We start from the raw sequence: 23,813 nt of genomic DNA on the forward strand, positions 1-23,813 counted from the left end.
GAACTACCTGGTCTCGCCGATATCGGCGCGAAGGACATAATAGTCCGAACCCCATGGCTCATAATTCTGAAGCCGCTTCGAAAGGCCCACATACCAGACTGGCGAGACTAGAAAGGAAGCAGGAACGTCCGTGAACAATTTTGCCTGGGCATCAAGGGCAATCGCGGCCCGTTCGCCGGCCTCACCCGCCGTAGCGAAGCGGTCAAGGATCGCATCGAATTCCGCAGAGGAATATTTCGAATAGTTGAGCGAAGCACCGCTGCGCAGCATCGAATTGAGGAAAAAAGCCGGATCGCCGTTGGGCGCGGTGTGCTGCGCCCAGAGCGCGATATCGAATTCGCCCGCGGCCGCCACATCCTGAATGTTTTCCACGACCTTGGTGTCAAGCGCGATACCGACCCTGGCAAGCTGCGCCTTCACGACAGGCAGCATGGTAACAAGGTCCGGGCGCTGCGGATAGGTGATGGCGAGAAGCCGCAACGGCAAGCCGTCCTTTGTGCGGTTCCCTGCCCCGTCCTTGACCCATCCGGCGTCATCGAGAAGCGCTTCGGCCTTCTTGATGTCGGTCGGCCGCGGCTGCTTTCCAGCGAAGGGGAAATAGGCGGCATAAGCGCCGGTGGCCGGCTCACCGCCATTGATCGCGGCAGCCAGCTCCTTGCGATCGAAAGTCAGGTCCAGCGCCTCCCGCACTTTGATGTCGGTGGTAATCGGCCGCTTCGTATTGAGGAAGGCGAGATATTGATAACCGACCGGGAAGGACTTGATCGTCAGTGCCGGATTGGTTTCCAGCCGTTTCACGACTTCCGAGGGCAGTCCGAAGGCGAGGTCCAATTCGCCAGCCTCCAGCGCAAGTGTCATGCTTTGCGCGTCACCGAACCTGCGGAAATCGACCGGGGAGCGGGAAGCCGCATCGGCGAAATTGGCATTCGGCGCGAGTTTCAGCGATGTATCTGCCTTGAAATCCGCAATCTGATACGGCCCGGTGAAGAGAGCGCTTCCATCGGCGGCCGGCGTATAGGCGACGAGCGGCCACTCCGCAAATAGCGCCTGCAGGAAGGACACCGGTTTCTCCGTCGTGATATCGAGCGTCAGTGCATCGACTGCCTTGAAGCCAAGCTTTCCACCTGTCGCAAGCGCCGCCTTGTTGGTTGCGAAAGTATGCTCAAATCCGGCCGCAAGGGCTGCTGCCGTTACGGCAGAACCATCGGAGAAGGTCCGGTCCGGTTTCAGCGTCACTGTCCAGGTCAAATCGCCCGTACGTTCCGCTTTCTCGGCAAGGTCCGGCACAAGCCGACCCTCCTTGTCGACGGTAAAGAGGTTCTGGCCCACTCCATGACTGACAAGAGCCCAGCCATTGGAGCCCTTTGCGGGATCAAGGCCACTTGTGATGTAGGTGGCGCCGACGCGCAAGGGTTCGGTGGCAAGCGCATCGGCCGCCACGCCTGTGATGAAAGCCGCGAGCCCGGCTGCTGCCAGACGCGAAAAGCTCTTTATCGGCATTTTGTTTCCTCTCATGCTATTCGGAAAGATTGCGCAGCCGCTGTTTGCGGCCGGTCGGGTGATAGGCGAAGTCCTCGACGATACGACCACCAAGCAAGTGTTCGGCAACGATACGATCGACGGCCTCTTCGGTGACGCCGCCGTAATAAGTGCCCTCTGGAAAGACCTGCATGACCGGCGCAAGGTTACAGGGGCCGAGACAGGTCGATTTGGCCGTCATGGTGCCATCGCCCGTTACCCTGAGTTTTAGCCGTTCCTGCTGGTTGCGCAGATGCCCCCAGATGGCGTCCGCACCGGTTGAATTGCACGGGGCACCCTGACAGACGAGTACGCGGCGCTTTTGCGCAGGCACCAGCGACCCCTCGCCTGCCGGGCGCACCGACGGTGAAAGATCGAGTTCCTTCGCCGTTTGGGCGAGGTCTTCGATAAGAAGCGTCATCAGGCTGCTTGCGGTCGGGCTCGCGGTTATCGAGAGCGAGGGCCAGGGGCGTGGGTCCGCTGCCCGCCATCGTTTCAGGGTCTTGGTCAGCCAGTTTTGAAAGCTGGGCTCCAATGGCAACATGAGCGGCACGAGAAGGAGATTGCCGAAACCCTCATCGATGAGCGCGCCGAGTGCTTCGCGCAAGGACGGTGTGCCCTGCTCGGTGAATGCGATGCGAACGGTTCTCGCTCCACGCAGCTGCCCCGCCAGCGCCGCAAGACGCTGCATGTCCTGATGTGGCGCCGCCGCGAAAGCCGATTTAGCGACAAGCAGCACGGCGTCGGGCTGAGATGGCTCTCGATAGGTTGGTTGGATCTCGGTTGTCACAATGCCTCATTCACGAGGCGGCGACGAAAATGACGGGCCTCCGGCATCAATGCCGGAAACAGCCATCATTCCCATGGCACCCCCCGACCACGGAATTACAATATGTCAGGCAGGTCTCCTGGCTTGCGGGTCAAAGCCACCTCACCCGTCTTCCCGGCATTTCTGCCAGTGACATTGTGGGCGATTGGCTCACCGCTTACAGTTGCGGGACAGCTCCGGGTCTTCACCGGATTCCCTCTTAGCTTCCACCGGGTGGCGGAAGAACCATGACGGAGCGAACCTACACTGCCGCCGGCCGCTGTCAACCGCCTGCGCCGCAAGTGAACACGCTACGCAAGTCTCCTTCGTCCAATCAATTGTTACGTTATAAAGTTACATACACATGGTTTTATTTGCTGGTCAAGACCATGTTTTACGACGCGGTACCGAATTATCGCACCCAACGCCGTTATCGCGGGGAAACCAAAAATCAAAAGGAAGATATGATCTATATCAAATATAATTATATCAATATTTAAAGCGGAAAACATAAAGTAATTTATAGTTCACCGGAGGCCTCTCGGCGTCGCAACTCAAGCTCTTCACTGTAGCGCCTGAGCGTGTGGCTCTCCGTCAGCAGGCCAACCGGGCGGTTTTCTATCTTGTCGTTGACGACAACCAGCGCTTCGCTTTCCGTGGCATCGAAAGCGGCTGCCGCCTGCCGCGCATTCATCGTCGGCAGCAGCACGTCATTCTTGTAGTGGAGATAGGTTTCGAGGCTGATCTTGCTCGGGTCGCGATCCATCGGGTCGGCGTAGATTTCCGGCACGAGGACGATGCCGGCATAGCGCCCGTCATCATGCGTCATGATCACACGCTGCGTCGAACCCAGTGGAAACTTCTCCTTGAAGGCTGGGAGCCCCATGCTGACATTGGCCTTGCGAATATCGGCGCGCATCATCTTGCCCACGGTCAGGTCGCGGATCCAGCCAATGTCATGGGCGCTGCGAATGCTTTCGCCTCTAAGGTGGAAGCGCCAGGTGGCGAAGGAGTAACCGAAGGTCGTGCGCACCACGAGCGAGGTGGTGATGACGGCGGCAAGCACCAGAGCCGTGATCTGGAAGTCTCCGGTCAGTTCCAGCGCCAGAAATGTCATCGTCAGCGGACCGCCGATGATGGCGGCGGCAAAGGCGCTCATGCCGATCACGGCATAGACGATGGGCGCTGTCGCCCCATAACCGATATAGGGGGCGCAGAGCGCGAAAATCTTGCCGAGCAGCGATCCCATGAACAGCGAGGCGAAGAACAGGCCACCGCGGAAATTCGAACCGATGGAAACGGCGCTGGCCGCCGCTTTCAGCAGGAACAGCCCCGCCAGCCCGTAGATCGTCAGTTCTGCATCGATATTGAGATGCAGCGCCCCATGGCCACTCGAAAGCACCTGCGGCGATATCAACGCGAGGGCGCCCACAGCCACGCCGCCAATGGCTGGACGAAGCCAGCCTGGAATAGCACTTTTGCGCGCAGTCTCCTCGATGAAGGACACTGTCTGCATGAGCGCGATGCCAATCGCCGCGCATACGACGCCAAGAAAGATGGCGGGCACGTAGTCGGCGGGCGTCACGCGGCTTGCATCGACAATATCGATCGAGAGGCCATGGCCACCTATAACCCCTATGACGGTCGTCGCCACCAGCGCCGAGACGATGAGCGGCGCAAGCGTCACGACCGTATAGGTGCCGATGATAAGTTCGATGGCGTAGAATGCCCCGGTCAAGGGCGCGTTGAAGGCCGCCGCTATCGCCCCCGCCGCACCGCAGCCGACGAGGATTCGCATATCCCCACGCCGCAGCTTCAGCTTGATGCCGATCTTGGAGGCGACGCCGCTGGCAATCTGCGTATAACCGGCCTCAAGCCCCACGGACGCGCCGAAACCGTTGGACACGATGTTCTGCACGCAGACGATGATGCTGTCCGTCAACGACAGGCGGCCGCCATGCAGCGCATTCGCCTCGATCGGGTCGACCATGGGTTTCTTGCGGGTCTTTGACAGAATGAAAATGATGAGGCCAAGCACGATGCCGCCGATGATTGGCCCCACAAGCACGATCCACCCGGACAGATCGCTGCTGCTCAGGCGCTCGACGCCGAAGACCAGCACATGCAGCGCCGTGCTCAGGGCGCCGATCAGCGCCACCAGAAGCCCCGCTGCGATGCCGATGAGAACGGAAAGGGCCACCAGCCCCAGTTCGCCGCGCCGGAACATCGCCCGCAGGCGGCTGGCGCGCAGATTGTCGAAAAAGCTCGCCATACTGGGTGCACGGAAAGGCCGGGTCGACATGCTGTTCCTTTTCAGGCGGTACTAGGGCGCTTCAATCTCGATCTCGACTTCGAAACGCATCTGATCGTAAGCCGGTTCAACATGATCAGGCGTTTCACGCATCACCGTGTCATAATCGAGCGGAATATGCATATGGGTCAAGATCGCCCTTTTGGGGGCAAATCTTTCGATCCAGCCGAGCGCCTGTTCCAGCGAAAGATGGCTGGGGTGATAGCGGTGCTGCAGCGCGTCGATGACGAGAATGTCGAGACCGGCGAGCTTTGGCAGGGTCTCAGTCGGAAAATCGCTGACATCGGTGCAATAGGCGATATCGCCGATCCGAAAGCCGAGCGAGTGCACGTCGCCATGCTGCTGCATATGCACGTTGAAAGGTATCGGCCCACCTGCCCCCTCGACGATCAAGGGCGCATCGATATCGGCGATGATCCGCGGTTCGACGATGGGCGGATAGCTGCTGCCCGGCGGTGTTTCCAGGCAATAGGCGAACCCGTCCCAGATGCGCGCCATGGTGACGGGATCGGCATAGATCGGAATGCGGTTTTGCTGAATGGCGAAATAGATGCGCAGATCGTCGATGCCGTGCAGATGGTCGGCATGGGCATGGGTGTAAAGCACCGCATCGACCGCCTCTACCTTCGCCGCGATCATCTGTTCGCGAAAATCCGGGCCGGTATCGATGACGACGGTCGTTTTGCCGCCATCGGGTCCGATCTGCTCCACCATGAAGGCCGTGCGCGTGCGCCGATTCCTGGGGTTTTCAGGGTCGCAGGCGCCCCAGTCGCCGTTGATGCGCGGCACGCCGGGCGACGACGCGCATCCGAGAACCGTGAAGCGGCGACGGTATATTGCCACGCCTACACCCTTGTCATCTTCGAAAAGCAGCGAAAGGCATTCTCGGTGGTGATGTCAGCCATCCGCTCGAAGGAAATGCCATGCACCTCGGCCAGAACCTCCGCCGTGTTAACGACATAGGACGGCTCGTTGCGCTTTCCCCGCCAGCGCTTCGGCGCAAGATAGGGCGCGTCCGTTTCCACCAGCAGCCGGTCCAGCGGCACGGTGGCGGCAATATCGCGGATGTCCTGCGATTTCGGGAAAGTCAGAATGCCGGAAAAGGACACATAACCACCAAGCTCGACACCGGTCTTCGCCAGCTCCGGGCCGGCGGAAAAGCAGTGCAGGATGAACGGGAAGGCACCCTTGTCGCTTTCCTCGCGCAAAATCGCAGCCATATCGTCATCGGCGCTGCGGCTGTGAATGACGAGCGGCAGCTTCGTCCTTCTTGCCGCCTCGATATGACGAAGGAGACCGGTCTTCTGGTCCTCCGGCTTCTGCGTATCGTAGAAATAATCCAGACCCGCCTCGCCGATCGCCACGATCCTGTCATGGCTCTCCGCCAGCCGCACCAGATCGTCCGCGGAAATATCCAGTTCCTCGGCGGCGCTGTTGGGATGCGTACCGACCGAGCAGAAGACCGACGGGTACTTCTCCGTGATCTTCAAAAGCTCGGGCAGACGGCGTACCCGCGTCGAGATCGTCACCATCTGGCTCACGCCCGAAGCGTGGGCGCGGGCGACGATATCGTCGCGCTCAGCCTCGAAATCGGGAAAATCCAGATGGCAATGGGTATCGATCAGCATGGTCGTCGCCTTCACGCTTCCGGAGCGACGTAACGCGGGAAGACCGGCTTCGGTGCCTCAAGCGGCGTGCCCGGAACCAGACGTCCCGCTTCGCCGAGCGCTGCAAAATCACGTTTATCGGCGGGGGCAGCAACGAGATCGAGCAGCTTCTCGCAGGATTCCGGCATGAAGGGCTGCAGGAGAATGCCAATCTGGCGCACGACTTCCGCCGTAACGTAAAGCACGGTGCCCATGCGCTCGGGATCGGTCTTCTTCAGCGCCCACGGCTCCTGCGACGCGAAATAGCGGTCAGTTTCGGACACCACGGCAATGATGGCCGCAAGCGCACGGTGGATGAGCTGCTTGCCCATCTCCTCGCGGCAAATCTCAAGCAGCCCGTCGGCGGAGGCAAGCATCGCCTTGTCTTCATCGGTGAACTCGCCGGGGGCCGGAATCTGGCCGTCGCAATTCTTGACGATCATCGACAGCGAACGGCTGGCGAGATTGCCGATACCGTTGGCAAGATCGGCATTGATGCGGGTGGCAATGCCCTCTTCGCTGTAGCTGCCGTCCTGGCCGAAAGAGACTTCGCGCAGGAAGAAATAGCGGACCTGATCGAGACCGAAATGGTTGACCAGATTAACCGGATCAACGACGTTGCCGAGCGACTTCGACATCTTCTCGCCCTTGTTGAGCAGGAAGCCGTGCGCATAGACGCGCTTGGGCAGCGGCAGATTCGCGCTCATCAGGAAAGCCGGCCAGTAGACCGCGTGGAAACGGATGATGTCCTTGCCGATGATATGCACGTCGGCTGGCCAGTATTTTGCGCGCGGGCCGTTCTTGTCCTCGATGTAACCGGTCGCGGTGATGTAGTTGGTCAGCGCGTCGACCCAGACATACATGACGTGCTTCGGGTCGTTCGGAACCTTGATACCCCAGTCGAAGGTGGTGCGGGAAATCGACAGGTCCTTGAGGCCGGATTTGACGAAAGAGATGATTTCATTGCGCCGTTCCGCCGGACCAATGAAATCCGGGTTATCCTCATAGAGCTTCAGCAGCTTCTCCTGATATTCGGAGAGCTTGAAGAAATAACTTGCCTCTTCCACCCACTCGACGGGCGTGCCCTGCGGCCCGTAACGAACGCCGTCGGCGCGCACTTCCGTCTCGTCCTCGCCGTAATAGGCCTCGTCGCGCACGGAATACCAGCCGGCATAGCTGTCCTTGTAGATGTCGCCGCTATCGGCCATCAGGTTCCAGATATTGCGCGAGGTCTCGTGGTGACGCTCTTCCGTGGTGCGGATGAAATCGTCGTTCGAGGCGTTGAGCAACTTGCCCATCTCGCGAAACTGGTCGGAGTTGCGCTGCGCCAGTTCTTCCGGCGAAATGCCTTCCGCCCGCGCCGTCTGCTGCATCTTCTGGCCATGTTCGTCAGTGCCGGTCAGGAAGAACACATCCATTCCGTCCAGGCGCTGAAAGCGTGCCATGGCGTCCGTCGCGATCAGTTCATAGGCATGGCCGATATGCGGCTTGCCGTTAGGATAGGAGATCGCGGTGGTGATGTAGAATGGTGTCTTGTCTGTCATGACGGTCTATCGACTTTACAGGCTGTTTTTTGGATAGACCGCTCTTAAACCATTGTTCGCAGCAGCGAAAGAAAAAGCGTACGTTTTGTACGATGGCTTGCGGACAAAGTGGAGTTGGCGAGCGCTTGGCATCCACATTGCCGTCACCCCGGACCTGGTCCGGGGTCCAGCAGCGATCAAGTCCTTGATTGCGAAAGACTCACTGCTCACGGCGCAGACGCGCCGTGGCTGGATGCCGGATCAAGTCCGGCATGACGGAGGAGACGTTTCCGTATCGATAAAACCGTACGTTTCGGACGATTTCCTGTCTTCAAACGCCGCGAATATCCTCCAGAATGGAAAGCACCATCTGCTTCTTATCGAGATTATAGGCCTGCGCCACCGTAATCCGCTCCGAAAGCGTAGAGGAAAGCCGCGCGTGTTTTTCCGCCGCAGCGATATCGCCCGCCATCGCCGCCGCCCGCGCCCTCTCCATCAGCTCTTCCGTCACATGCTCCATGAAGAAGCCGAGAACGATATCGCCATCCTTCTGTGCCAGGACCTCGGCAAGCTTGTGCATCTGCTTGCGCACGCCGGGCCCTTCAGCCGCCATGACTTCCGCAAAGGCCTCGACAATGTCGGAGCCGCCGTAATTCATCAGCTTCAAAGCCTGCGCCACACTGCCCTTCGAGGCGGCGAGCAGGGCGTCGCGCTTTTCGCCGGATGGGCTGATGCCGAGATGATCGAGGGATTGCACCATGGCCGCATCGGAAAGCGGCAGGAGCCTCAGCGGCATGCAGCGCGAACGGATGGTCGGCAGCAATTTTCCCGGTGCATGTGACAGGACAAGGAACATCGCACGCTTGGGCGGCTCTTCCAGTATTTTCAGGATCGCATTTGCGGCATTGCGGTTGAGATCGTCGGCGGGATCGATGATGACGATACGCCAGTTTCCGGTGCCGGAGGTCTGCGAAAAGAAGTGCCCTGCCCGCCGCACCTCGTCCACAGTGGTGGCGGATTTCACACGGCCGGTCTTTTCGTCCACGGGACGGGTGAGGTGCAGCAGATTGTGCGAGGCGCCGGCGGTAATCTGCCGACTGACCAGCGATTGCGGATCGGGATCGGCAAGGAAATCCGGCGCCAGCGACGGATCGGGATGGCTGAGCACATGATTGGCGAAACGGAAGGCGAGCGTTGCCTTGCCGATACCCTCCGGCCCTTCGATCAGAATGGCATGATGCCCTTTGCCGGAGCGATAGGACTGCGCAAGGAACGCCTCCGCTTCGGCATGACCGAAAAGCTTCGTGTTCTGCTGCGGCGCGATTGCACCGTCGAGAACGCCCTGAACGTCACTCATGCTCCGCGCCCGCCACAGTCTTCAGCCGCTCGAGTAACGGCTCGACAAAGGACATGACGTCCTCCGTCACTTTTTCTTCCGGCTGATCGGCATTGACGATCCGGCAGCGACGCGGCTCGGCAAGCGCTATATCGAGATAGGCCTCCCGCCGCTTCTCGTGGGTCTCGATTTCCTCTTTTTCGAACCGATCCGGCGTAGCGCCCTCATCCGCCCGCTTTCTGGCGCGGGCAAGGCCCTTTTCGGCAGCGATATCGAAGATCAGCGTCAGTTCCGGCACAACGCCGTCAATCGCGACCCGTTGCAGCGTTTCGATGAAATCCGGCTCCAGATTGCCGGTCGTACCCTGATAGACACGGGAAGAATCGAGGAACCGGTCGCAGAGAACGATTGCGCCCTTCTCCAGTGCCGGACGAATGACCTCCTCGACATGATCGTTGCGCGCCGCCGCAAACAGGATCGCTTCCATGCGCACCCCGAAGGATTCGGCCGCACCCGAAAGCAGTACATGCCGAACGGCCTCCGCACCCGGCGAGCCGCCCGGCTCACGCGTCACGACCACCTCGAAACCACGGCCGCGAAGCGCCTCGGCAAGCGTGCGAATCTGCGTCGACTTGCCGGCGCCCTCGCCGCCTTCGAAGCTTATGAACAATCCGGTCTTTTCGGCCAATGTCACGTCCTGCAGGGGATTTCTCAAAATTCGAAATGCCTGTTTACAGCATCGAACCGAAAAGTGTGAAGCGCTTTTGCGAAAATCCGGTGACTGAACAAAAGCATGGAGAAAGCTGTCATCTGCGCAAAAGGCGTCAGAGCCAGAACAGCAGCAATTCCTTGAGCGCGCCTGTCGCATTCTGGGTCAGCGTGCCCTTGCCCACGGCAGCCTTCGTATAAAGCGGCACTTCCCGCAACAGCCGTTCGCCTGAAAAAACCTTGAGCGTTGCGACATTCGCGCCGCTGTCGAGCGGCGCGTTGAGTGGCCAGCGATAAACGATCCGCCCGGAGATACGCTCGGGATTATTGACCGGCACCAGCACGCTGACGTCTTCTCTCGGCGAAAGATCGATATGCGAAACATTGCCGCCATAGACGCTGACGGAACCAACGGCCTCGTCCCTGGCAAAAAGGTGGCGTTTCTCGAAGGCCGTCAGCCCCCAGTCCACCACCCGCCGGGCCTCTTCCTGCCGTGTCTTGTCGTCGACGATGCCGGCAAGCGCCAGATAGACCCGGCGCCCCTCACGCTCCGCGGAAACCACGGCCGCAAAACCGCTGCCTTCGGCAAAACCAAGTCCGAGACCGTCTATGCCGTTACCCAGCAGCGAGTTCTTGTTGCGCTGGAAAATCCGGTTCCATTCGAAATCCGGCCGGGTGAAAAGCCCGTAGCGATCCGGATAGGTATCGTGCAGATGCTGGGCGAGACGGACCATGTCCTTCGCACTCGTCTGGTTGCCCGGATCGGGCAGTCCTGTCGAATTGGCAAAGGTGCTGCGGTTCATGCCGAGTTCGCCCGCCCGCACCGTCATGCGCTTGGCAAATGCCGGGTCGGAACCCGCCATGCCCTCGGCGATGATGATGCAGCCGTCATTGGCGTTCTGCACAATAATCCCGGTCAGGAGATCATTGATGCTGACGGAAGATTTCAGCGCCGCGAACATGGTCGAGGTTCGCGAGGGCGCACCACCCGTACGCCAGGCATATTCCGATACGGGATAAGGCGTCTCGGGCGTCACCTGCCCTTTCGACAGCGCATCCAGAACCACCTCCACCGTCATCAGCTTGGCAAGCGAAGCGGGCGGAAAGGACTGGTTCTCATTCTGGGAAAGAAGCACCGTGCCGGTCTCGGCATCGATCATATAGGCCTGCTCGGCCTTGGCGATGAAAGGCGCTGTTTGCGATTGCGCCGGATCGCCGCCGAGAAACGCAAATGCCGCCGCCCCGGCGAGCGAAATAATAGAACGATGTATGGCCTTGCGCATGAAACCGCCCAGCTTTCCCTGCCGCAACCCGCCGCTCGCGACGAAAACGCAAGTCAGCCATAAATTCTTCAATTGGTCAGCGCGTCTTCGCCTGCTGACGCTTCACATGGGCGAGTATGGAATCCTCATTCAGCGTTCCACGATCGACGAGCACGCTGTCAAACGCACGCGACGTTCTGGAGACCGTAGCAGATTCCTCGGAATAAGCGGCTGCATATTTGGAGGATGGCGTCGGCACGCGCAGATAATTGCCGCCGGGTGCCGCCGGCTCACGCATGAAATTGCCTTCCGGGCGCTCGGCCAGGAACGGACCGATTTCCGGCAAAATCGCAAATTGTTCGAAGACCGGCGCCGGGCCATTGACCAGCGGCATGGCCTGCAGCGCTGCATTCTTCTTTGACCCCACCAGCGCCGTCTGCGTGGAAGCGCCGTAATTGGGGTTTGATGTTGGAGCCGGCACGAAATTCGGAGAAGCCGAAGCCACCATGACGCCGGTTGCGATCTGCCCTTCCGGCGCAACACCCGGCGAACGCGAGCCCTTCGGAATATAGGACGCCATCAGATAAGGCATGTCGTGACCGTCAAGCGGCGCACGGCCGGCATATTGCACCCGCACATTCGCCGTGCCGGTCGCTTTCATGTCGAGAAGGTCGGCCGTCTTGCTGGAAACGTCGATCAGGCGACCCTCATGGAAGGGGCCGCGATCATTGACGCGCACCAGAACCGAGGCGCCGTTCTCCATATTGGTGATGCGCGCATAGCTCGGCAGGGGAAATGTCGGATGTGCGGCGGAAAGATGTTCCTTGTCGTAGACTTCGCCATTCGCCGTCAGGCGGCCATGGAAGGCGGAGCCATACCAGGAAGCAAGGCCGGTCTTGTTGTAACCCGGCTCTTCTTTCGGAAAATAACGACGGCCCTTGACCGTATAGGCATTGCCGACAAGCTCGCGTCCGCCGCCTTTGGGAATGATTTTTCCGTCCGCCACACGCGGGCTGGCTTTGACGCCATATTCGGATTCGGAAAAATATTCCTTGCTGCGCTTTGGCTTTGGCTTGGTATCGGAAGTGGTTGAACACGACGCTGTCGCGGCGCAAAGCACGGAAATTGCAAGCCACTTCGCACCCGATCTGGTGCTGATGCCGAGTTTCTTGACCGTAGAATTCAAATCGTCTGCCCCACGCTGCTTACAGGCTCGGAGAACCGCACCCTCTTCCGCTTCGATTGCTTTGCCCCTGCCATCGAAGCACCTAACAGTCGCTTAATCTTGTGCATAACGTGGCGAAAATGCGAACGACTTCTGCAAAATCGATAAAATTGTAATGAACGTGGTTAATGATTTGTCTCTTTTTGGGCGGTGTTGAACATGCCACCTGCCCTTGATCTGCTCGCTTTCCGGCATCCGCGCCGACGGAACAAACGCAGTGCCGCCGCGTTTCCACCCCGCAAACAACCAAGCTTCCGCCGGTTTTCGGCTGAGGGAGGAAACATGTTGAAGTCGTTAAAAGCTACGGGTCTGGCACTCGGTATAGCCCTGGTATCCATCACCGCGCCCATCCCGGCAGGCGCACAGGATATGGAGCTGAGGATCGGCCCCGATGGCGTTCGCCCCGTTATCCGGGATCGTGACCGGGATGTGGACCGCCGCGGCCCACCCCGCATGCGTGGCTGTAGCGAACGCGAAGCCCGCGCCGCCGCCCGCGAAGCCGGCCTGCGTGACCCCGAAGTCGTGCGCGTCACCCCCGGCCGTGTTGTCGTCGAAGGCTTCACCCGCCGCGGACCGGACCGCATCACCTTCGCCAATGAACGTGGTTGTCCGGAAATTTGATTGCATATGACGTTTGGAGCCCGCTGAAAGGCGGGCTTCTTCGTTTATTGTGGCGTTACCCGCGCAAGCTCCCGGGCGTCAAAAGCCTCAGGACCTATCCGCTCCTCGAGCTGCCGCGCGACGACAACGCATTCTCAGTCACCAATCTCGGCACCGTGCAAATGGTGCGGGTGGGCAAGAAGGCCGCCGGCCGCGAGATCTACGGCACCGAATATCTCCAGTTTCCAAAGGTGTTGGCAGCATGACGTAAACGCCCCGCCGTGCAAACTCAGTTTGTTTTTGGCAACTTTATGGTGTATCGCCTCAACATGCCTCCGCACCGGAGGCAACCTGCCTTTGGCCGACCGCCACAGCTTAAATGGAGAAATACAATTAATGCCGAATATCGACTTGACTAAAGTTAAAGAGGTAACTGAAACCACTTCCAAAGAAGGTGTGAACGAGCTTCTCAAACAGGGTTGGGCTCTGATCGACACCGCATCGGGCGTGGACGAATCGAATTATCCACTGATAAAATATTCATTGGCTAAATCCTGATGACGAAACCTCTCGGGAGTTACTGCAAGAGTCTCATCAACTGAGCCTAACCGCAGATATACGCAAAAGCTGCCCGGTCACCTGAGTGGCTTTTGTGACTACTCGAGGCCTGCGCAACGTTGACGGGCGACGCAGAGCTGACCCGCCTTTTTTCCTACCCCAATTGTGGGTGGAATTTGGTACCGCCAGTTTGGAGCCGCGGCTAAGTCTACTGATCTTTTGATGGAGTACCTTTTCAAACTCAACCGTAAATGTTAAAAAATTTGCATTTCTTTTGGGGGAAAACAGATGAAAGTAGCATTAGTTATATTTGCAAGCGCCGTCATTCTTTCTGCCTGTAATAATACATCTACCAAATCAGAAACAGGAACGCATATCACGAATTCACAAATTGGCGGTTCGGTAAGCACAACTAGTGGAGGGCAGACAGTAACGCCCACAGCAAATCCAACTGCAACCACAACTGTTACCCGGTGATTGTCATTGTTCGCAGCAGCGTTGCGTGAAAGGCCGGGTAATATGCTAAACATTTTTAGGTCCTCCTTACTGATCGCGCTTACTATATTGACCGCTGGTTGCTCTGAGCAGCCGGACGCGACCACCAAGCGGCGGGAAATGGCCAGCAACATCTGTAGATCGAACGTTCCAAACGTCGACATCAAGACCTACACGAACATTCAGGGGTCAACGATCCATGGTGACGTCACCACTTCGACAATCTACCGGACTTATCCCTGGGCTACGGCAATATATGTGACACGAAAGCCAGCGTACACACGAACGAATGTTGGGATGACCGTCCAGCCCGTGTGCAACCCCTACTACGGATGTCAGTTGGTATCGATGCCGACTAGTTATCAAACTCAAGAGAGCTTAGCAGAGGTTTACGGCATGGCGCGAGTACCTGTCACTGAACAGGGCAGTGCGGAGGCGATCGCTGAGGCAGAAGCACAGGCGGAAGAAAATTGCGATCAGGCGGCTGAGCAGTTTGCCCAAGCGCGAGGCAAATCACGATACTCCATGTCTTACACGCTGAGCTGCGTGCGCCTAGCGGCGAGTGTCTGCTCGTTCTGAGTAGCTCTAGAAGAAACTAAAAAGCCGCCCGGTCACCCGAGCGGCTTTTGTGACTGACCCGATCATTTCATGTGGGGGATGGATCCCTGCCACCACGCTCGTCGAGGACCGCGAGCGCAAGGTCGCCCAGCGCAGCATCGACGAGTTCCAAAAGGGCAGCCGCAGCGGATTCGCCGAAGGGCTCAATTGGGCGCTGCGCCAGCTCGACATCATAGACGAAGAGGCCGGCGAGAAGCTGCTCGCCTGCTATCGCGAAAGGGACAAGGCATGATCCCGGCAATCTACCAACAGCCAACAGTTTTAAGAGATCCCGAGTTTTACGAACACGAAGTCACCATCCAAGGCTTTGCCCACGGCACCGTACAAGATCACTCCCGCATGTCGGGCACGATCACCGGGATGATGGCGATATGCATCAAGGACGATCGCTTTATCACCGTCCCCGTTGATCATCTTCGCGTCAAACATCCGGAGCGCAAACTATGACCGCCCCCCAAAAAAGACCCAACGAGACCTGTTTGAAGCCGCCGTCATCGAGCGGATGAAGGAAAGTGGCTTCCTCGAAGTCGAGATCCGCGTCGAGTGCCTGGCGCGCTGCAACGACGGATATCAGGACGAGGTCATCAATGCCGGCTGGCATTACTGGAACGCTGCGCTTGCCGATTTCGGCGACGAGGAGCAGCCTCGCTACACCACACGCCGCCTTCATGGACGAAATCCATAAGGCTGAGGAACGCGGTCGGCAGGCTCTATGCCTCAGCACCTTCCAAGCAGGAGGGCTGACGGATGGCCGAGATGAAAACAACCTGCACCATCGACACCTTCAAGAATGAGCCCGTAGAACTCTAGCTTGACGATAGAGAGGGCATCGTAGCCGTGAAGCAGTGGGAGAGCATTGTCTTCATCACTGAGGACGAGTTCAAATCTTTCCTGCAACTGGCCGGCCAATGGTCGAAAACCTGTCAGAGGGCGGCATAACGATGGGTCCCTGCCCGATTTCAGGAGCTGGCGCGCCTCGTCTCTGGCGCGTCGCGCCTCGAGCAAGCTCATCTCGGGATAATCTCCGATAACGAGGGTCTTCTCCTTGCCAAGAAATTCGTAGCGGTAACGGAAAATTTTGCTGCCGGCTTTCGTGACGTAAACGTGCAGCCCGTTAATGTCAGAAAGTTTGTAGGGCTTGTCCTGCACCTTAGCTTTTCGAATCGCCGTGTCGGTTAGCACGCCCACCCCATCGATACCCGGTTTTTGCCACCTGATACCCGGTTTGGTACCCGGAAATGACCGGGATGAACCGGAACTGCTTAAGCGCGCAAGGGCCAACAGGAACATATGGGAACATATTATAAACAAAAGTGGCAGATGGGGTGGGATTCGAACCCACGGTACGCTCTCACGCACGCCGGTTTTCAAGACCGGTTCCTTAAACCACTCGGACACCCATCCTTCGGTGGTGAGGCTTTATAGCGGTTTGAAAATGGCCGTCAATCCCGCTGGGAAAAGCCAGCCTCTTCTCCTGGCGGAAGCCCAAGGATCATTGCCCGGGCGTCGTCGCCGGCGGCAGCAAAGACCCCTCGCCCGAGGGAACAGCAGGGATCTGCTGGTTCGAATCGAAAAGCGTCAGGCTGAGGACGATTGCAACAAGCACCAGCAACAGCGCCACGAAGAGAATTCCGGATTTATCCATGCGTCTGCTCATGTCCGGTTATGTTAGGGTCGAATATGTGCAATTCGAGGCAACATCAAGAATCGGGCAACCTGCGGGTGGATTGTCGGTTTGCTTGGCACGTTTTGCAACTGCAAACGGAGAAAGCATTCGGGCGAACAAATACCGGCCCAAAGCCTGTCTTCCACCCATTGAGCAAAATTTATGCGCCAGCGTACTGTTTGGGACGGAAGTGGCCTATCGCGTCAGCAATATTGTCGCTTATATAATCACATCGCTCCCGGGCATTGCCCAACTTTCCCCGAGCGATCAACCTGCCCCGCTCCTTTGCGGGGCTTTTTTCTTTGATAGCGATTAAAAATTAGGACCGTCGGTGAAAGGTTGGGCGTACAGAAAACGCCTCCTGGCCGGTTCGGCGGGTCAGACGCCGATACTGGGTCCACCATCACCGTGCCGCCCGCCACCCCTTAGAATATCCTCGAAAAGGTTCAGCAACGCCGGAGGCAATGTCTCGGACAGTTCGGCAATGATGTCGTTGGCGCGATTATAGGAATAGATGGCGCACAGCGTCAGCACCAGAAGCACGATCCACGGCCAGATCGGTTTACGCCTCTGCGGCGTCCCGTTCGGTTGTTGCGGTATGGTCATGCCGGCACCTTCCGTTCAGGCCTTCACGCGCGGTTCGCCTCCCGGCGCATAGGCGGTTTTCTGCAGGAAACGGAATATGTTGCCACATTGCGCGCAGCGGATCATGAAATCCGTCGGGTCGCCCGAAGCGCGCTCGGTCCGAAAACCACGCGGCATTTCATCGACGCGAAAATCGACGTTTGCGCGGCCCTTTTCATCGGATTCCGACACCTCGGCAAAACCCTGATGGCCACATTTGGAACATTCGAGCTTCCGGGAATATCTGTCACGCGCTGCCATATGCCGTCCTTTGCTTGCATCTCATCAGGTAGCAGCGGCAAAACATCATTTCAATGGCGATCGCCGCAGGTTAAAGCTTTGCCCATCTATTTCCACTCGGGAAAACGCGCCCGATGGCAAGAACGAATCTGGAAGCTCATGCACAACGAAAGACCCCTGCTTTCATCGTCCCTGATGCGGCGCTTCGCGATTAGCGCCGTCATCATTCTCGTTCTCGTCGCCGCACTCAATGTGGGCATCAAATGGTATGGCGACAGGATTATCCAGGCGACCCATACGACAGCAACCGATGAGGTGCTGATTTCAATCGGCAACGACCGGCTGACGCTTGCGAAAAACACGCTGCGCGTGCCGTCCGAACGCCAGGATGGCGAGCGCGAGCGGGTCGATCTTTATCTGACATGGCCGGAGCTCAGGGGGTATGAAGACGCCAATCGCGCTGTCTTTGACGATCCGTCACGGTCAGCAGGCCTGATTTACGTCCAGCTGTCGCAAAGCACGATGTCGGAGGATATGTCAGGCCGTTTCGGGCCGATTTATTCCCGGCTGACGGAAGGAGATCCGGTGCAGTTGAAGCACGGCCTGATGCTGCATCGCCTGCGCGCCGATTCCGGTTACGGCAAGGAAGTCATATTGACAGGCCGACGTGAAGGCGAAAACGACTATGTGGTCCGCTGCCTCCTGCCGCAGACACCGCGGGAAGCGACGGGCAGCGATTGCCAGAGGGATATCCACGCCGGTCAGGACCTCAGCCTGTTCTATCGTTTTTCAGCCACCCTGCTGCCGCAATGGGCAAAGCTGGATGCGGATATAAAAGCTTATGTCGAACAGCGCCTCGTAAAAGACAGAAATCCGTGACACGGCACGGAACAGATTGCGGGCGAAAAGTCGCATTTTATGGAAACCGGATACCTTTCATAAACCACTTGGTAACGCCATCCCGATAAAGTTTCTTCCCGGAGCATTCGGGCGGGGCGTGTCCGAGCGGAACAGAAATATGCGATTGAAGAGTTCAGCAGTGTTGAAAAGTCTATCCGGGGCACTTTCGCGCAATGTAGGCGCGGCGTCTTTTGTAAGGTTTGTTGCGTTGACCCTTGCTGCGGCGTTCATAACCGCAACATCCGTGGGGACTGCGCAGGCAGAGCCGAAATATGCGGGCATCGTCATCGATGCCAAGACCGGCAAGGTTCTCTACGGCGAGGATCCCGACGGTCTGCGTTACCCTGCGTCGCTGACAAAGATGATGACGCTTTATCTGACATTCGAAGCGCTGAATACCGGACGTATCTCGCTCGATTCGAAGGTGCCCGTCTCGGCCAATGCCGCCAAGGAGCCGCCTTCCAAGCTCGGTGTGCGCGCCGGCGGCTCGATCACCGTCGAGCAGGCGATCCTTGCGCTCGTCACCCGCTCCGCGAACGACATGGCAACCGCACTCGGTGAATATCTCGGCGGTTCGGAAGACCGTTTCGCCCGGATGATGACCGCCAAGGCCCGTGCCCTCGGCATGACCCGTACGACCTATCGCAATGCCAATGGCCTGCCCAATACGGCGCAGATGACGACGGCACGCGACCAGGCCCGCCTCGGCATCGCCCTTCGCCAGCATTATCCGCAATATTACGGTTATTTCTCCACGCGTACCTTCAATTTCGGCAAGCAGGTCATCGGCAACCACAATCGTCTCGTCGGAACTGTTAGAGGCGTGGACGGTATCAAGACCGGTTACACCCGCGCTGCCGGCAGCAACCTTGCGACTTCGGCGCAGCTTGACGGCCGCTCCATCGTGGCCGTTGTTCTTGGTGGACGCTCCAGCGCTGCCCGTGATGCCACCATGCGCAAGCTTGTTGCCACCTACCTGCCGCAGGCATCGCGTGGCGGTAACAGCAACCTCATCGCACAGACACGGTCCGCACCGGTTGAAGAACCCGTTGCCGTGGCGGCAGCCGTTCCTTCCGTGGCCGTTGCCGCAACTGCAGCCGGCCTGCCCAATTCTGGCCCTGTGCCGCAGACCCGTTACGAAGAAGCACCGGTTACCGCCTTCGCAGGCTCCTCTTCCAATGCAGCCGTAAAGGCCATGGAGGCCGCCACCTGGCAGAAGGGCAAGGATCCCATCAATCAGGCGCCCGTCGCACCCGATCGCAAGTTGATTACCAACTCGACCAAGGTGGACAATATCGTCACCGCATCGACCGCACCTTCGGTATCGTCTGCCCCTTCGGTCTCCGCAAAGGCAGAGGTTGCCCAGGGTGGCTGGGTGATCCAGATCGGCGCATCGCCGGATGAAAACTCCGCGCGCGGCCTGTTGCAGAACGCACAGGAAAAGGGCGGCGCCGCCCTTCGTTCCGCAAAACCCTTCACGGTCGCCTTCAGCAAGGACGGCTCCCAGATTTATCGCGCCCGTTTCGGCGGCTTTGATGGCCAGAACGCTGCGGTGAATGCATGCAATGCATTGAAAAAGAAAGGCGTCAGCTGCTGGGCGTCACTCCAGTAACAGACGTTTCCGCAGGCGGTGGTTCATTGTCGAAACATCGCCTGTCTCCTCGAATTGTGTAATGTGTAGCGAGGCTTTCCAAGATGGCAGTCAACGAGAATTATTCGGACATTGCGTCTGGCAACGGGCATGGCAGTCTGTCGGTTCTGCATCCCATTCACGAGGCGGCAATGCGTATCGCCGATCTCGGTCTCAACCGTTCCAAGGCAAAGACGCGCGATCTCGTCAGCTTGCTTCTGTCGCACGGCGCCCGCGCCTGGCGCGCCAACCAGCCGGAAGCCAGCATCCACCTTCATGTCGCACGCCGTTCAGGCCGCGCGCCGGTCCATATACGCATTCGCTAAGACCGGACTGCAGACAATATCCAAATAAAAACCCCGCGAAGCTCAGGCTACGCGGGGTTTTCTGTTTATCGGCAGTGAGAGGGAAACGAGGCGGCTTACGCCTCGCTCTCCGGTGCCTCCGGCGTATCCGGCAGATTGTCATCGGCCTCTTCGCCACTGCCGTTTTCGCCTTCATCGTCACCTTCCGGCTCGTTGATGCGCTCCACGGAAACCACCTTCTCATCCTTGGCGGTCGAGAAGATCGTGACACCCTTGGTCGCACGGCTGGCAATACGGATACCGTTCACGGGTACGCGGATGAGCTGACCGCCATCGGAAACCAGCATGATCTGATCGCCTTCGTCGACCGGGAAAGCGGCAACGAGTTCGCCGATCTCGGCTGTCTTCGAGGTGTCGGTGGCGCGGATGCCCTTGCCGCCGCGACCTGATGTGCGGAAATCGTAAGAAGACGAGCGCTTGCCGAAGCCCTTCACGGAAACCGTCAGCACGAATTCTTCGCGCGCCTTCAGCTCCTGATAACGTTCTTCACTGAGCTCGCCCTCTTCCGTCACTTCCTCGCCAACCAGTGCGATATCATCCTCATCGACGCCAGCGGCGCGCCGCTCGGTAGCCGAACGCTTGAGGTAGGCGGCGCGCTCCCACGGTTCAGCCTCCACGTGACCCACAATGGTCATGGAGATGATACGGTCGCCTTCGGCCATGTTGATGCCACGCACGCCGACGGAGTTACGGCCTGCAAAGACGCGTACATCGTCCACGGGGAAGCGGATGCACTGGCCAAGAGCAGTCGTCAGAAGCACGTCGTCGCGGTCGGTACAGGTTTCGACGGAGAGGATTTCATCACCCTCTTCATCTAGCTTCATGGCAATCTTGCCATTGCGGTTGACCTGCACGAAATCGCCGAGCTTGTTGCGGCGAACCGTGCCGCGTGTCGTCGAGAACATCACATCCAGCGTTTCCCAGGTCGTTTCGTCCTCGGGCAACGGCATGATGGTGGTGATGCGCTCGCCTGGCTCCAGCGGCAGCATGTTGATGAGGGCCTTGCCCTTGGATTGCGGCGTGCCGATCGGCAGGCGCCAGACCTTTTCCTTGTACACGATACCGCGCGAGGAGAAGAACAGCACCGGCGTATGCGTATTCGCAACGAAGAGACGGTTGACGAAATCTTCGTCACGCGTCGCCATGCCGGAACGGCCCTTGCCGCCGCGACGCTGCGCCCGGTAAGTGGTCAGCGGCACGCGCTTGATGTAGCCGAGATGCGAAACGGTAACGACCATGTCTTCGCGGGCGATGAGATCTTCATCGTCCATGTCAGGGCCGCCCTCAACGATCTCGGACCGGCGCGGCGTGCCGAATTCGTCGCGGATGGCGCCAAGCTCGTCCTTGACGATCTGCATGATGCGCAGGCGCGACGACAGGATTTCGAGATATTCGCTGATTTCCGCGCCGATCTTGTTCAGCTCGTCGCCGATTTCATCGCGGCCGAGCGCGGTGAGGCGGGCAAGGCGCAATTCGAGAATGGCGCGCGCCTGCTCTTCAGAGAGATTATAGGTACCGTCATCATTGATGCGGTGGCGCGGATCGTCGATCAGACGGATCAGGCTTTCCACATCCCGCGCCGGCCAGCGCCGCGTCATCAGCTCTTCGCGGGCCGAAGCCGGATCGGGAGCATGACGGATAACGCGGATGACCTCGTCGATATTGGCGACCGAAATCGCCAGACCTACCAACACATGTGCACGATCGCGCGCCTTGCGCAGCAGGTACTTGGTGCGGCGGCTGACGACTTCCTCACGGAAGGAGACGAAAGCGCGCAGCATGTCGAGCAGCGTCATCTGCTCCGGCTTGCCGCCGTTCAGCGCCACCATGTTGCAGCCGAAGGAGGTCTGCAGCGGCGTGTAGCGATAAAGCTGGTTCAGGATGACATCGGCATTGGCGTCGCGCTTCAGCTCGATGACAACGCGGTAACCCTGACGGTCGGATTCGTCGCGCAGGTCGGAAATGCCCTCGATGCGCTTTTCCTTGACCAGTTCGGCCATCTTCTCGATCATCGACGACTTGTTCACCTGATAGGGAACTTCGGTGATGATGATCTGCTCGCGGTCGCCGCGCATCGGTTCGATGGTCGCACGACCGCGCATGATGACCGAACCGCGGCCCGTCTCGTAAGCCGAGCGGATGCCGGAACGGCCCATGATCAGCGCGCCGGTCGGGAAATCCGGGCCGGGAATGATCTGCATCAGTTCCGGCAGCTCGATCGCCGGATTTTCGATCAGCGCGATACAGCCGTCGATGACCTCGGAGAGATTGTGCGGCGGAATATTGGTGGCCATGCCGACGGCGATGCCGCCTGCGCCGTTGACCAGCAGGTTCGGGAACTTGGCCGGAATGACGACCGGTTCCTGCAGGGTGCCGTCATAGTTGTCGCGGAAATCGACCGTTTCCTTGTCGAGGTCGTCGAGCAGCGAATGCGCGGCCTTTTCGAGGCGGCATTCGGTATAACGTTCGGCCGCCGGCGGATCGCCATCGATGGAGCCGAAATTGCCCTGCCCGTCGATCAGCGGCAGACGCAGCGACCAGTCCTGCGCCATACGCGCCAGCGCATCATAGATCGCCGAATTGCCATGCGGATGGAATTTACCCATCACGTCACCGGTGACGCGGGCGCATTTGACGTATTTCTTGTTCCAGTCGATGCCAAGTTCGGACATGCCGTAAAGAATACGGCGATGAACCGGCTTCAGACCATCACGGACATCGGGAAGCGCGCGGGAGACGATGACGCTCATGGCGTAATCGAGATACGACCGCTGCATTTCCTCCATGATGGAAATCGGTTCAATACCTGGCGGAAGCTTTCCGCCGCCGGGGGGGCTCTGGTCAGTCAAAACGGATCACATTCTCTGTTAAGAATCGGATGGATTTTTATAGCGGAAACAGCCACGTTAAGCCAATTTCCCGGCGAGTTTTGAACAGTCTTTTGCGTCATTTGCAAGACATACACCGCTTTTCGCCATTTCGCTTGGCAAAAGCGCCGCCGCTCCCTTTCAATGCAGGCGCGACTTGCGTAGTCTCACGCACAAAAAGGCAAAAAGCGGGGAAAAAATGGCCAGCAGCGAAATCCTTATCAACGCGCTTACCACACTACTGGTCACCCTCGATCCGCCCGGTCTCGCGCCCGTATTCCTTGCGCTCACCACCGGCATGACGCGCGGCCAGCGCAGTCAGGTGGCGCTGCGCGGCTCGCTGATCGCCTTTGGCATTCTCGCCGTCTTCGCCCTGTTCGGTCTTACCATTCTCAACCTGCTCGGCATTTCGCTCGGTGCCTTCCGCATCGCCGGCGGCCTGCTGCTGTTCTGGATTTCCTTCGAGATGATTTTCGAGAAACGCCAGGAGCGCAAGGAAAAGACCTCCGAGATTGCCATCACCAAGGACCACCTGCACAATCTGGCGGTCTTTCCGCTCGCTTTGCCGCTGATTGCCGGGCCGGGCGCCATTTCCGCCACGGTGCTTTTGGCGGGAACGATGAAGACGACACTCGAAATGGTCGTGCTCATTCTCATCCTCGCTTTCGCCATGGCCCTCGTCTATGCCGTCCTGATCGTGTCCGAGCGCATGGACCGCTTTCTCGGCAATACCGGCCGCGCGATCCTCACAAGGTTGCTTGGCGTCCTGCTCGCAGCCCTTTCCGTTCAATTCGTGGTCGACGGAATAAAATCAGCCTTCGACTTCTAAAGCGACGCCTGCCTTGATCCACGCGCAAGAAAATCCTTCGACCGGTTGGAACTGCGGAAAATCCGTCCTTTAAATCCGGGGTCA

At 58.7% G+C, this 23,813-nt stretch carries 28 protein-coding genes, 1 tRNA gene and 1 riboswitch; of the genes, 12 read left to right on the forward strand and 17 right to left on the reverse strand.

Annotated elements, in window-relative coordinates; genetic code table 11:
* Positions 1 to 3: 3 nt before the first annotated feature.
* Complete coding sequence (locus AGR13A_RS07100) at positions 4 to 1,500, reverse strand: ABC transporter substrate-binding protein (protein WP_308400178.1); 1,497 nt, start codon at positions 1,498 to 1,500, stop codon at positions 4 to 6.
* 16 nt (positions 1,501 to 1,516) lie between these two features.
* Positions 1,517 to 2,308, reverse strand: a complete 792-nt coding sequence (locus tag AGR13A_RS07105; protein ID WP_237681298.1) for a (2Fe-2S) ferredoxin domain-containing protein — start codon at positions 2,306 to 2,308, stop codon at positions 1,517 to 1,519.
* 91 nt (positions 2,309 to 2,399) lie between these two features.
* A riboswitch (cobalamin riboswitch) is annotated at positions 2,400 to 2,593 on the reverse strand.
* Here AGR13A_RS07105 and AGR13A_RS24875 point away from each other — a divergent pair.
* On the forward strand, positions 2,575 to 2,826 hold the full coding sequence (locus tag AGR13A_RS24875) for a hypothetical protein (protein ID WP_167377428.1): 252 nt from the start codon (positions 2,575 to 2,577) through the stop codon (positions 2,824 to 2,826). Its footprint overlaps the riboswitch before it by 19 nt.
* A gap of 20 nt (positions 2,827 to 2,846) precedes the next feature.
* Here the strand turns inward: AGR13A_RS24875 and AGR13A_RS07110 are convergent, their stop codons facing one another.
* The 8 genes from AGR13A_RS07110 to AGR13A_RS07145 all read right to left on the reverse strand — a co-directional run bounded on the left by AGR13A_RS07110 (position 2,847) and on the right by AGR13A_RS07145 (position 12,298).
* Entirely contained in the window at positions 2,847 to 4,628 is a 1,782-nt protein-coding gene (locus AGR13A_RS07110; protein WP_080834425.1) for a chloride channel protein, read from the reverse strand.
* 21 nt (positions 4,629 to 4,649) lie between these two features.
* Positions 4,650 to 5,480 (reverse strand): MBL fold metallo-hydrolase, encoded by an 831-nt coding sequence (locus tag AGR13A_RS07115; RefSeq protein WP_080834427.1) that lies wholly within the window; start codon positions 5,478 to 5,480, stop codon positions 4,650 to 4,652.
* Positions 5,481 to 5,482: 2 nt separating this feature from the next.
* Positions 5,483 to 6,265, reverse strand: a complete 783-nt coding sequence (locus tag AGR13A_RS07120) for a TatD family hydrolase (RefSeq protein ID WP_080834429.1) — start codon at positions 6,263 to 6,265, stop codon at positions 5,483 to 5,485.
* Positions 6,266 to 6,276: 11 nt separating this feature from the next.
* Complete coding sequence (gene metG / locus AGR13A_RS07125) at positions 6,277 to 7,827, reverse strand: methionine--tRNA ligase (RefSeq protein ID WP_080834431.1); 1,551 nt, start codon at positions 7,825 to 7,827, stop codon at positions 6,277 to 6,279.
* Positions 7,828 to 8,137: 310 nt separating this feature from the next.
* Positions 8,138 to 9,163, reverse strand: coding sequence for a DNA polymerase III subunit delta' (locus AGR13A_RS07130; RefSeq protein WP_080834433.1), 1,026 nt, complete (start codon positions 9,161 to 9,163; stop codon positions 8,138 to 8,140).
* Entirely contained in the window at positions 9,156 to 9,830 is a 675-nt protein-coding gene (tmk, locus tag AGR13A_RS07135) for a dTMP kinase (RefSeq protein WP_080834435.1), read from the reverse strand. Before tmk ends, AGR13A_RS07130 begins: the two co-directional genes overlap by 8 nt.
* Positions 9,831 to 9,966: 136 nt before the next feature.
* A complete protein-coding gene (locus tag AGR13A_RS07140; RefSeq protein WP_080836637.1) occupies positions 9,967 to 11,133 on the reverse strand; it encodes a D-alanyl-D-alanine carboxypeptidase family protein in 1,167 nt (388 codons plus the stop codon).
* Between the two features lie 76 nt (positions 11,134 to 11,209).
* Positions 11,210 to 12,298: a septal ring lytic transglycosylase RlpA family protein gene (locus AGR13A_RS07145; protein ID WP_080834437.1), complete on the reverse strand. Its 1,089-nt coding sequence runs from the start codon at positions 12,296 to 12,298 to the stop codon at positions 11,210 to 11,212.
* A 321-nt stretch (positions 12,299 to 12,619) separates the two neighbouring features.
* Between AGR13A_RS07145 and AGR13A_RS07150 the strand changes: the two genes are divergently transcribed.
* The 3 genes from AGR13A_RS07150 to AGR13A_RS24880 all read left to right on the forward strand — a co-directional run bounded on the left by AGR13A_RS07150 (position 12,620) and on the right by AGR13A_RS24880 (position 13,495).
* The gene (locus AGR13A_RS07150; protein ID WP_035217275.1) at positions 12,620 to 12,958 is read left to right on the forward strand and encodes a hypothetical protein; all 339 of its coding nucleotides are present in this window, start codon (positions 12,620 to 12,622) and stop codon (positions 12,956 to 12,958) included.
* Entirely contained in the window at positions 12,955 to 13,203 is a 249-nt protein-coding gene (locus tag AGR13A_RS07155; protein ID WP_080834439.1) for a hypothetical protein, read from the forward strand. The genes AGR13A_RS07150 and AGR13A_RS07155 overlap by 4 nt, the downstream gene beginning before the upstream one ends.
* Positions 13,204 to 13,333: 130 nt before the next feature.
* On the forward strand, positions 13,334 to 13,495 hold the full coding sequence (locus tag AGR13A_RS24880) for a hypothetical protein (RefSeq protein WP_167377429.1): 162 nt from the start codon (positions 13,334 to 13,336) through the stop codon (positions 13,493 to 13,495).
* A 254-nt stretch (positions 13,496 to 13,749) separates the two neighbouring features.
* Here AGR13A_RS24880 and AGR13A_RS24515 read toward each other — a convergent pair whose 3' ends face one another.
* On the reverse strand, positions 13,750 to 14,124 hold the full coding sequence (locus AGR13A_RS24515; protein ID WP_139786024.1) for a hypothetical protein: 375 nt from the start codon (positions 14,122 to 14,124) through the stop codon (positions 13,750 to 13,752).
* A 494-nt stretch (positions 14,125 to 14,618) separates the two neighbouring features.
* Between AGR13A_RS24515 and AGR13A_RS07165 the strand changes: the two genes are divergently transcribed.
* Genes AGR13A_RS07165 through AGR13A_RS07175 form a run of 3 tightly spaced genes read left to right on the forward strand, consistent with a single transcriptional unit; the run spans position 14,619 to position 15,293 of the window.
* Positions 14,619 to 14,840, forward strand: a complete 222-nt coding sequence (locus AGR13A_RS07165) for a hypothetical protein (protein ID WP_080834445.1) — start codon at positions 14,619 to 14,621, stop codon at positions 14,838 to 14,840.
* Positions 14,837 to 15,055 carry a hypothetical protein gene (locus AGR13A_RS07170; RefSeq protein ID WP_080834447.1) on the forward strand — a complete coding sequence of 73 codons (219 nt, stop codon included), beginning with the start codon at positions 14,837 to 14,839 and terminating at the stop codon, positions 15,053 to 15,055. The genes AGR13A_RS07165 and AGR13A_RS07170 overlap by 4 nt, the downstream gene beginning before the upstream one ends.
* Positions 15,015 to 15,293: a hypothetical protein gene (locus AGR13A_RS07175; protein WP_139786025.1), complete on the forward strand. Its 279-nt coding sequence runs from the start codon at positions 15,015 to 15,017 to the stop codon at positions 15,291 to 15,293. Before AGR13A_RS07170 ends, AGR13A_RS07175 begins: the two co-directional genes overlap by 41 nt.
* A gap of 32 nt (positions 15,294 to 15,325) precedes the next feature.
* Here the strand turns inward: AGR13A_RS07175 and AGR13A_RS07180 are convergent, their stop codons facing one another.
* The 3 genes from AGR13A_RS07180 to AGR13A_RS07190 all read right to left on the reverse strand — a co-directional run bounded on the left by AGR13A_RS07180 (position 15,326) and on the right by AGR13A_RS07190 (position 16,253).
* Complete coding sequence (locus AGR13A_RS07180; RefSeq protein WP_080836639.1) at positions 15,326 to 15,790, reverse strand: Arm DNA-binding domain-containing protein; 465 nt, start codon at positions 15,788 to 15,790, stop codon at positions 15,326 to 15,328.
* 132 nt (positions 15,791 to 15,922) lie between these two features.
* Positions 15,923 to 16,012: transfer RNA gene (locus tag AGR13A_RS07185), tRNA-Ser, on the reverse strand.
* 88 nt (positions 16,013 to 16,100) lie between these two features.
* Positions 16,101 to 16,253: a hypothetical protein gene (locus AGR13A_RS07190; RefSeq protein WP_167377430.1), complete on the reverse strand. Its 153-nt coding sequence runs from the start codon at positions 16,251 to 16,253 to the stop codon at positions 16,101 to 16,103.
* On the opposite strand from AGR13A_RS07190, the gene AGR13A_RS24885 reads away from it, so the two are divergent.
* Positions 16,252 to 16,590: a hypothetical protein gene (locus AGR13A_RS24885; protein WP_167377431.1), complete on the forward strand. Its 339-nt coding sequence runs from the start codon at positions 16,252 to 16,254 to the stop codon at positions 16,588 to 16,590. The two genes, AGR13A_RS07190 and AGR13A_RS24885, sit on opposite strands and share 2 nt — an antisense overlap.
* Positions 16,591 to 16,652: 62 nt before the next feature.
* Here AGR13A_RS24885 and AGR13A_RS07195 read toward each other — a convergent pair whose 3' ends face one another.
* Both AGR13A_RS07195 and AGR13A_RS07200 read right to left on the reverse strand, forming a co-directional pair.
* A complete protein-coding gene (locus AGR13A_RS07195; protein WP_035217274.1) occupies positions 16,653 to 16,880 on the reverse strand; it encodes a hypothetical protein in 228 nt (75 codons plus the stop codon).
* 15 nt (positions 16,881 to 16,895) lie between these two features.
* Positions 16,896 to 17,159: a hypothetical protein gene (locus AGR13A_RS07200; RefSeq protein WP_035217273.1), complete on the reverse strand. Its 264-nt coding sequence runs from the start codon at positions 17,157 to 17,159 to the stop codon at positions 16,896 to 16,898.
* Between the two features lie 138 nt (positions 17,160 to 17,297).
* On the opposite strand from AGR13A_RS07200, the gene AGR13A_RS07205 reads away from it, so the two are divergent.
* From AGR13A_RS07205 to AGR13A_RS07215, 3 genes are all read left to right on the forward strand, one after another.
* Positions 17,298 to 18,017, forward strand: coding sequence for a hypothetical protein (locus AGR13A_RS07205; RefSeq protein WP_080834452.1), 720 nt, complete (start codon positions 17,298 to 17,300; stop codon positions 18,015 to 18,017).
* A 139-nt stretch (positions 18,018 to 18,156) separates the two neighbouring features.
* Positions 18,157 to 19,650 carry a D-alanyl-D-alanine carboxypeptidase gene (locus AGR13A_RS07210; protein ID WP_051795842.1) on the forward strand — a complete coding sequence of 498 codons (1,494 nt, stop codon included), beginning with the start codon at positions 18,157 to 18,159 and terminating at the stop codon, positions 19,648 to 19,650.
* Positions 19,651 to 19,733: 83 nt separating this feature from the next.
* A complete protein-coding gene (locus AGR13A_RS07215; RefSeq protein ID WP_035217258.1) occupies positions 19,734 to 19,994 on the forward strand; it encodes a hypothetical protein in 261 nt (86 codons plus the stop codon).
* 95 nt (positions 19,995 to 20,089) lie between these two features.
* Here the strand turns inward: AGR13A_RS07215 and gyrA are convergent, their stop codons facing one another.
* A complete protein-coding gene (gene gyrA / locus AGR13A_RS07220) occupies positions 20,090 to 22,882 on the reverse strand; it encodes a DNA gyrase subunit A (RefSeq protein ID WP_080834454.1) in 2,793 nt (930 codons plus the stop codon).
* A gap of 217 nt (positions 22,883 to 23,099) precedes the next feature.
* On the opposite strand from gyrA, the gene AGR13A_RS07225 reads away from it, so the two are divergent.
* Positions 23,100 to 23,729, forward strand: coding sequence for a MarC family protein (locus AGR13A_RS07225; protein ID WP_080834457.1), 630 nt, complete (start codon positions 23,100 to 23,102; stop codon positions 23,727 to 23,729).
* The last annotated feature ends 84 nt before the right edge of the window (positions 23,730 to 23,813 follow it).

It is taken from the genome of Agrobacterium genomosp. 13 str. CFBP 6927, from assembly GCA_900012615.1.
GTDB lineage: Bacteria > Pseudomonadota > Alphaproteobacteria > Rhizobiales > Rhizobiaceae > Agrobacterium.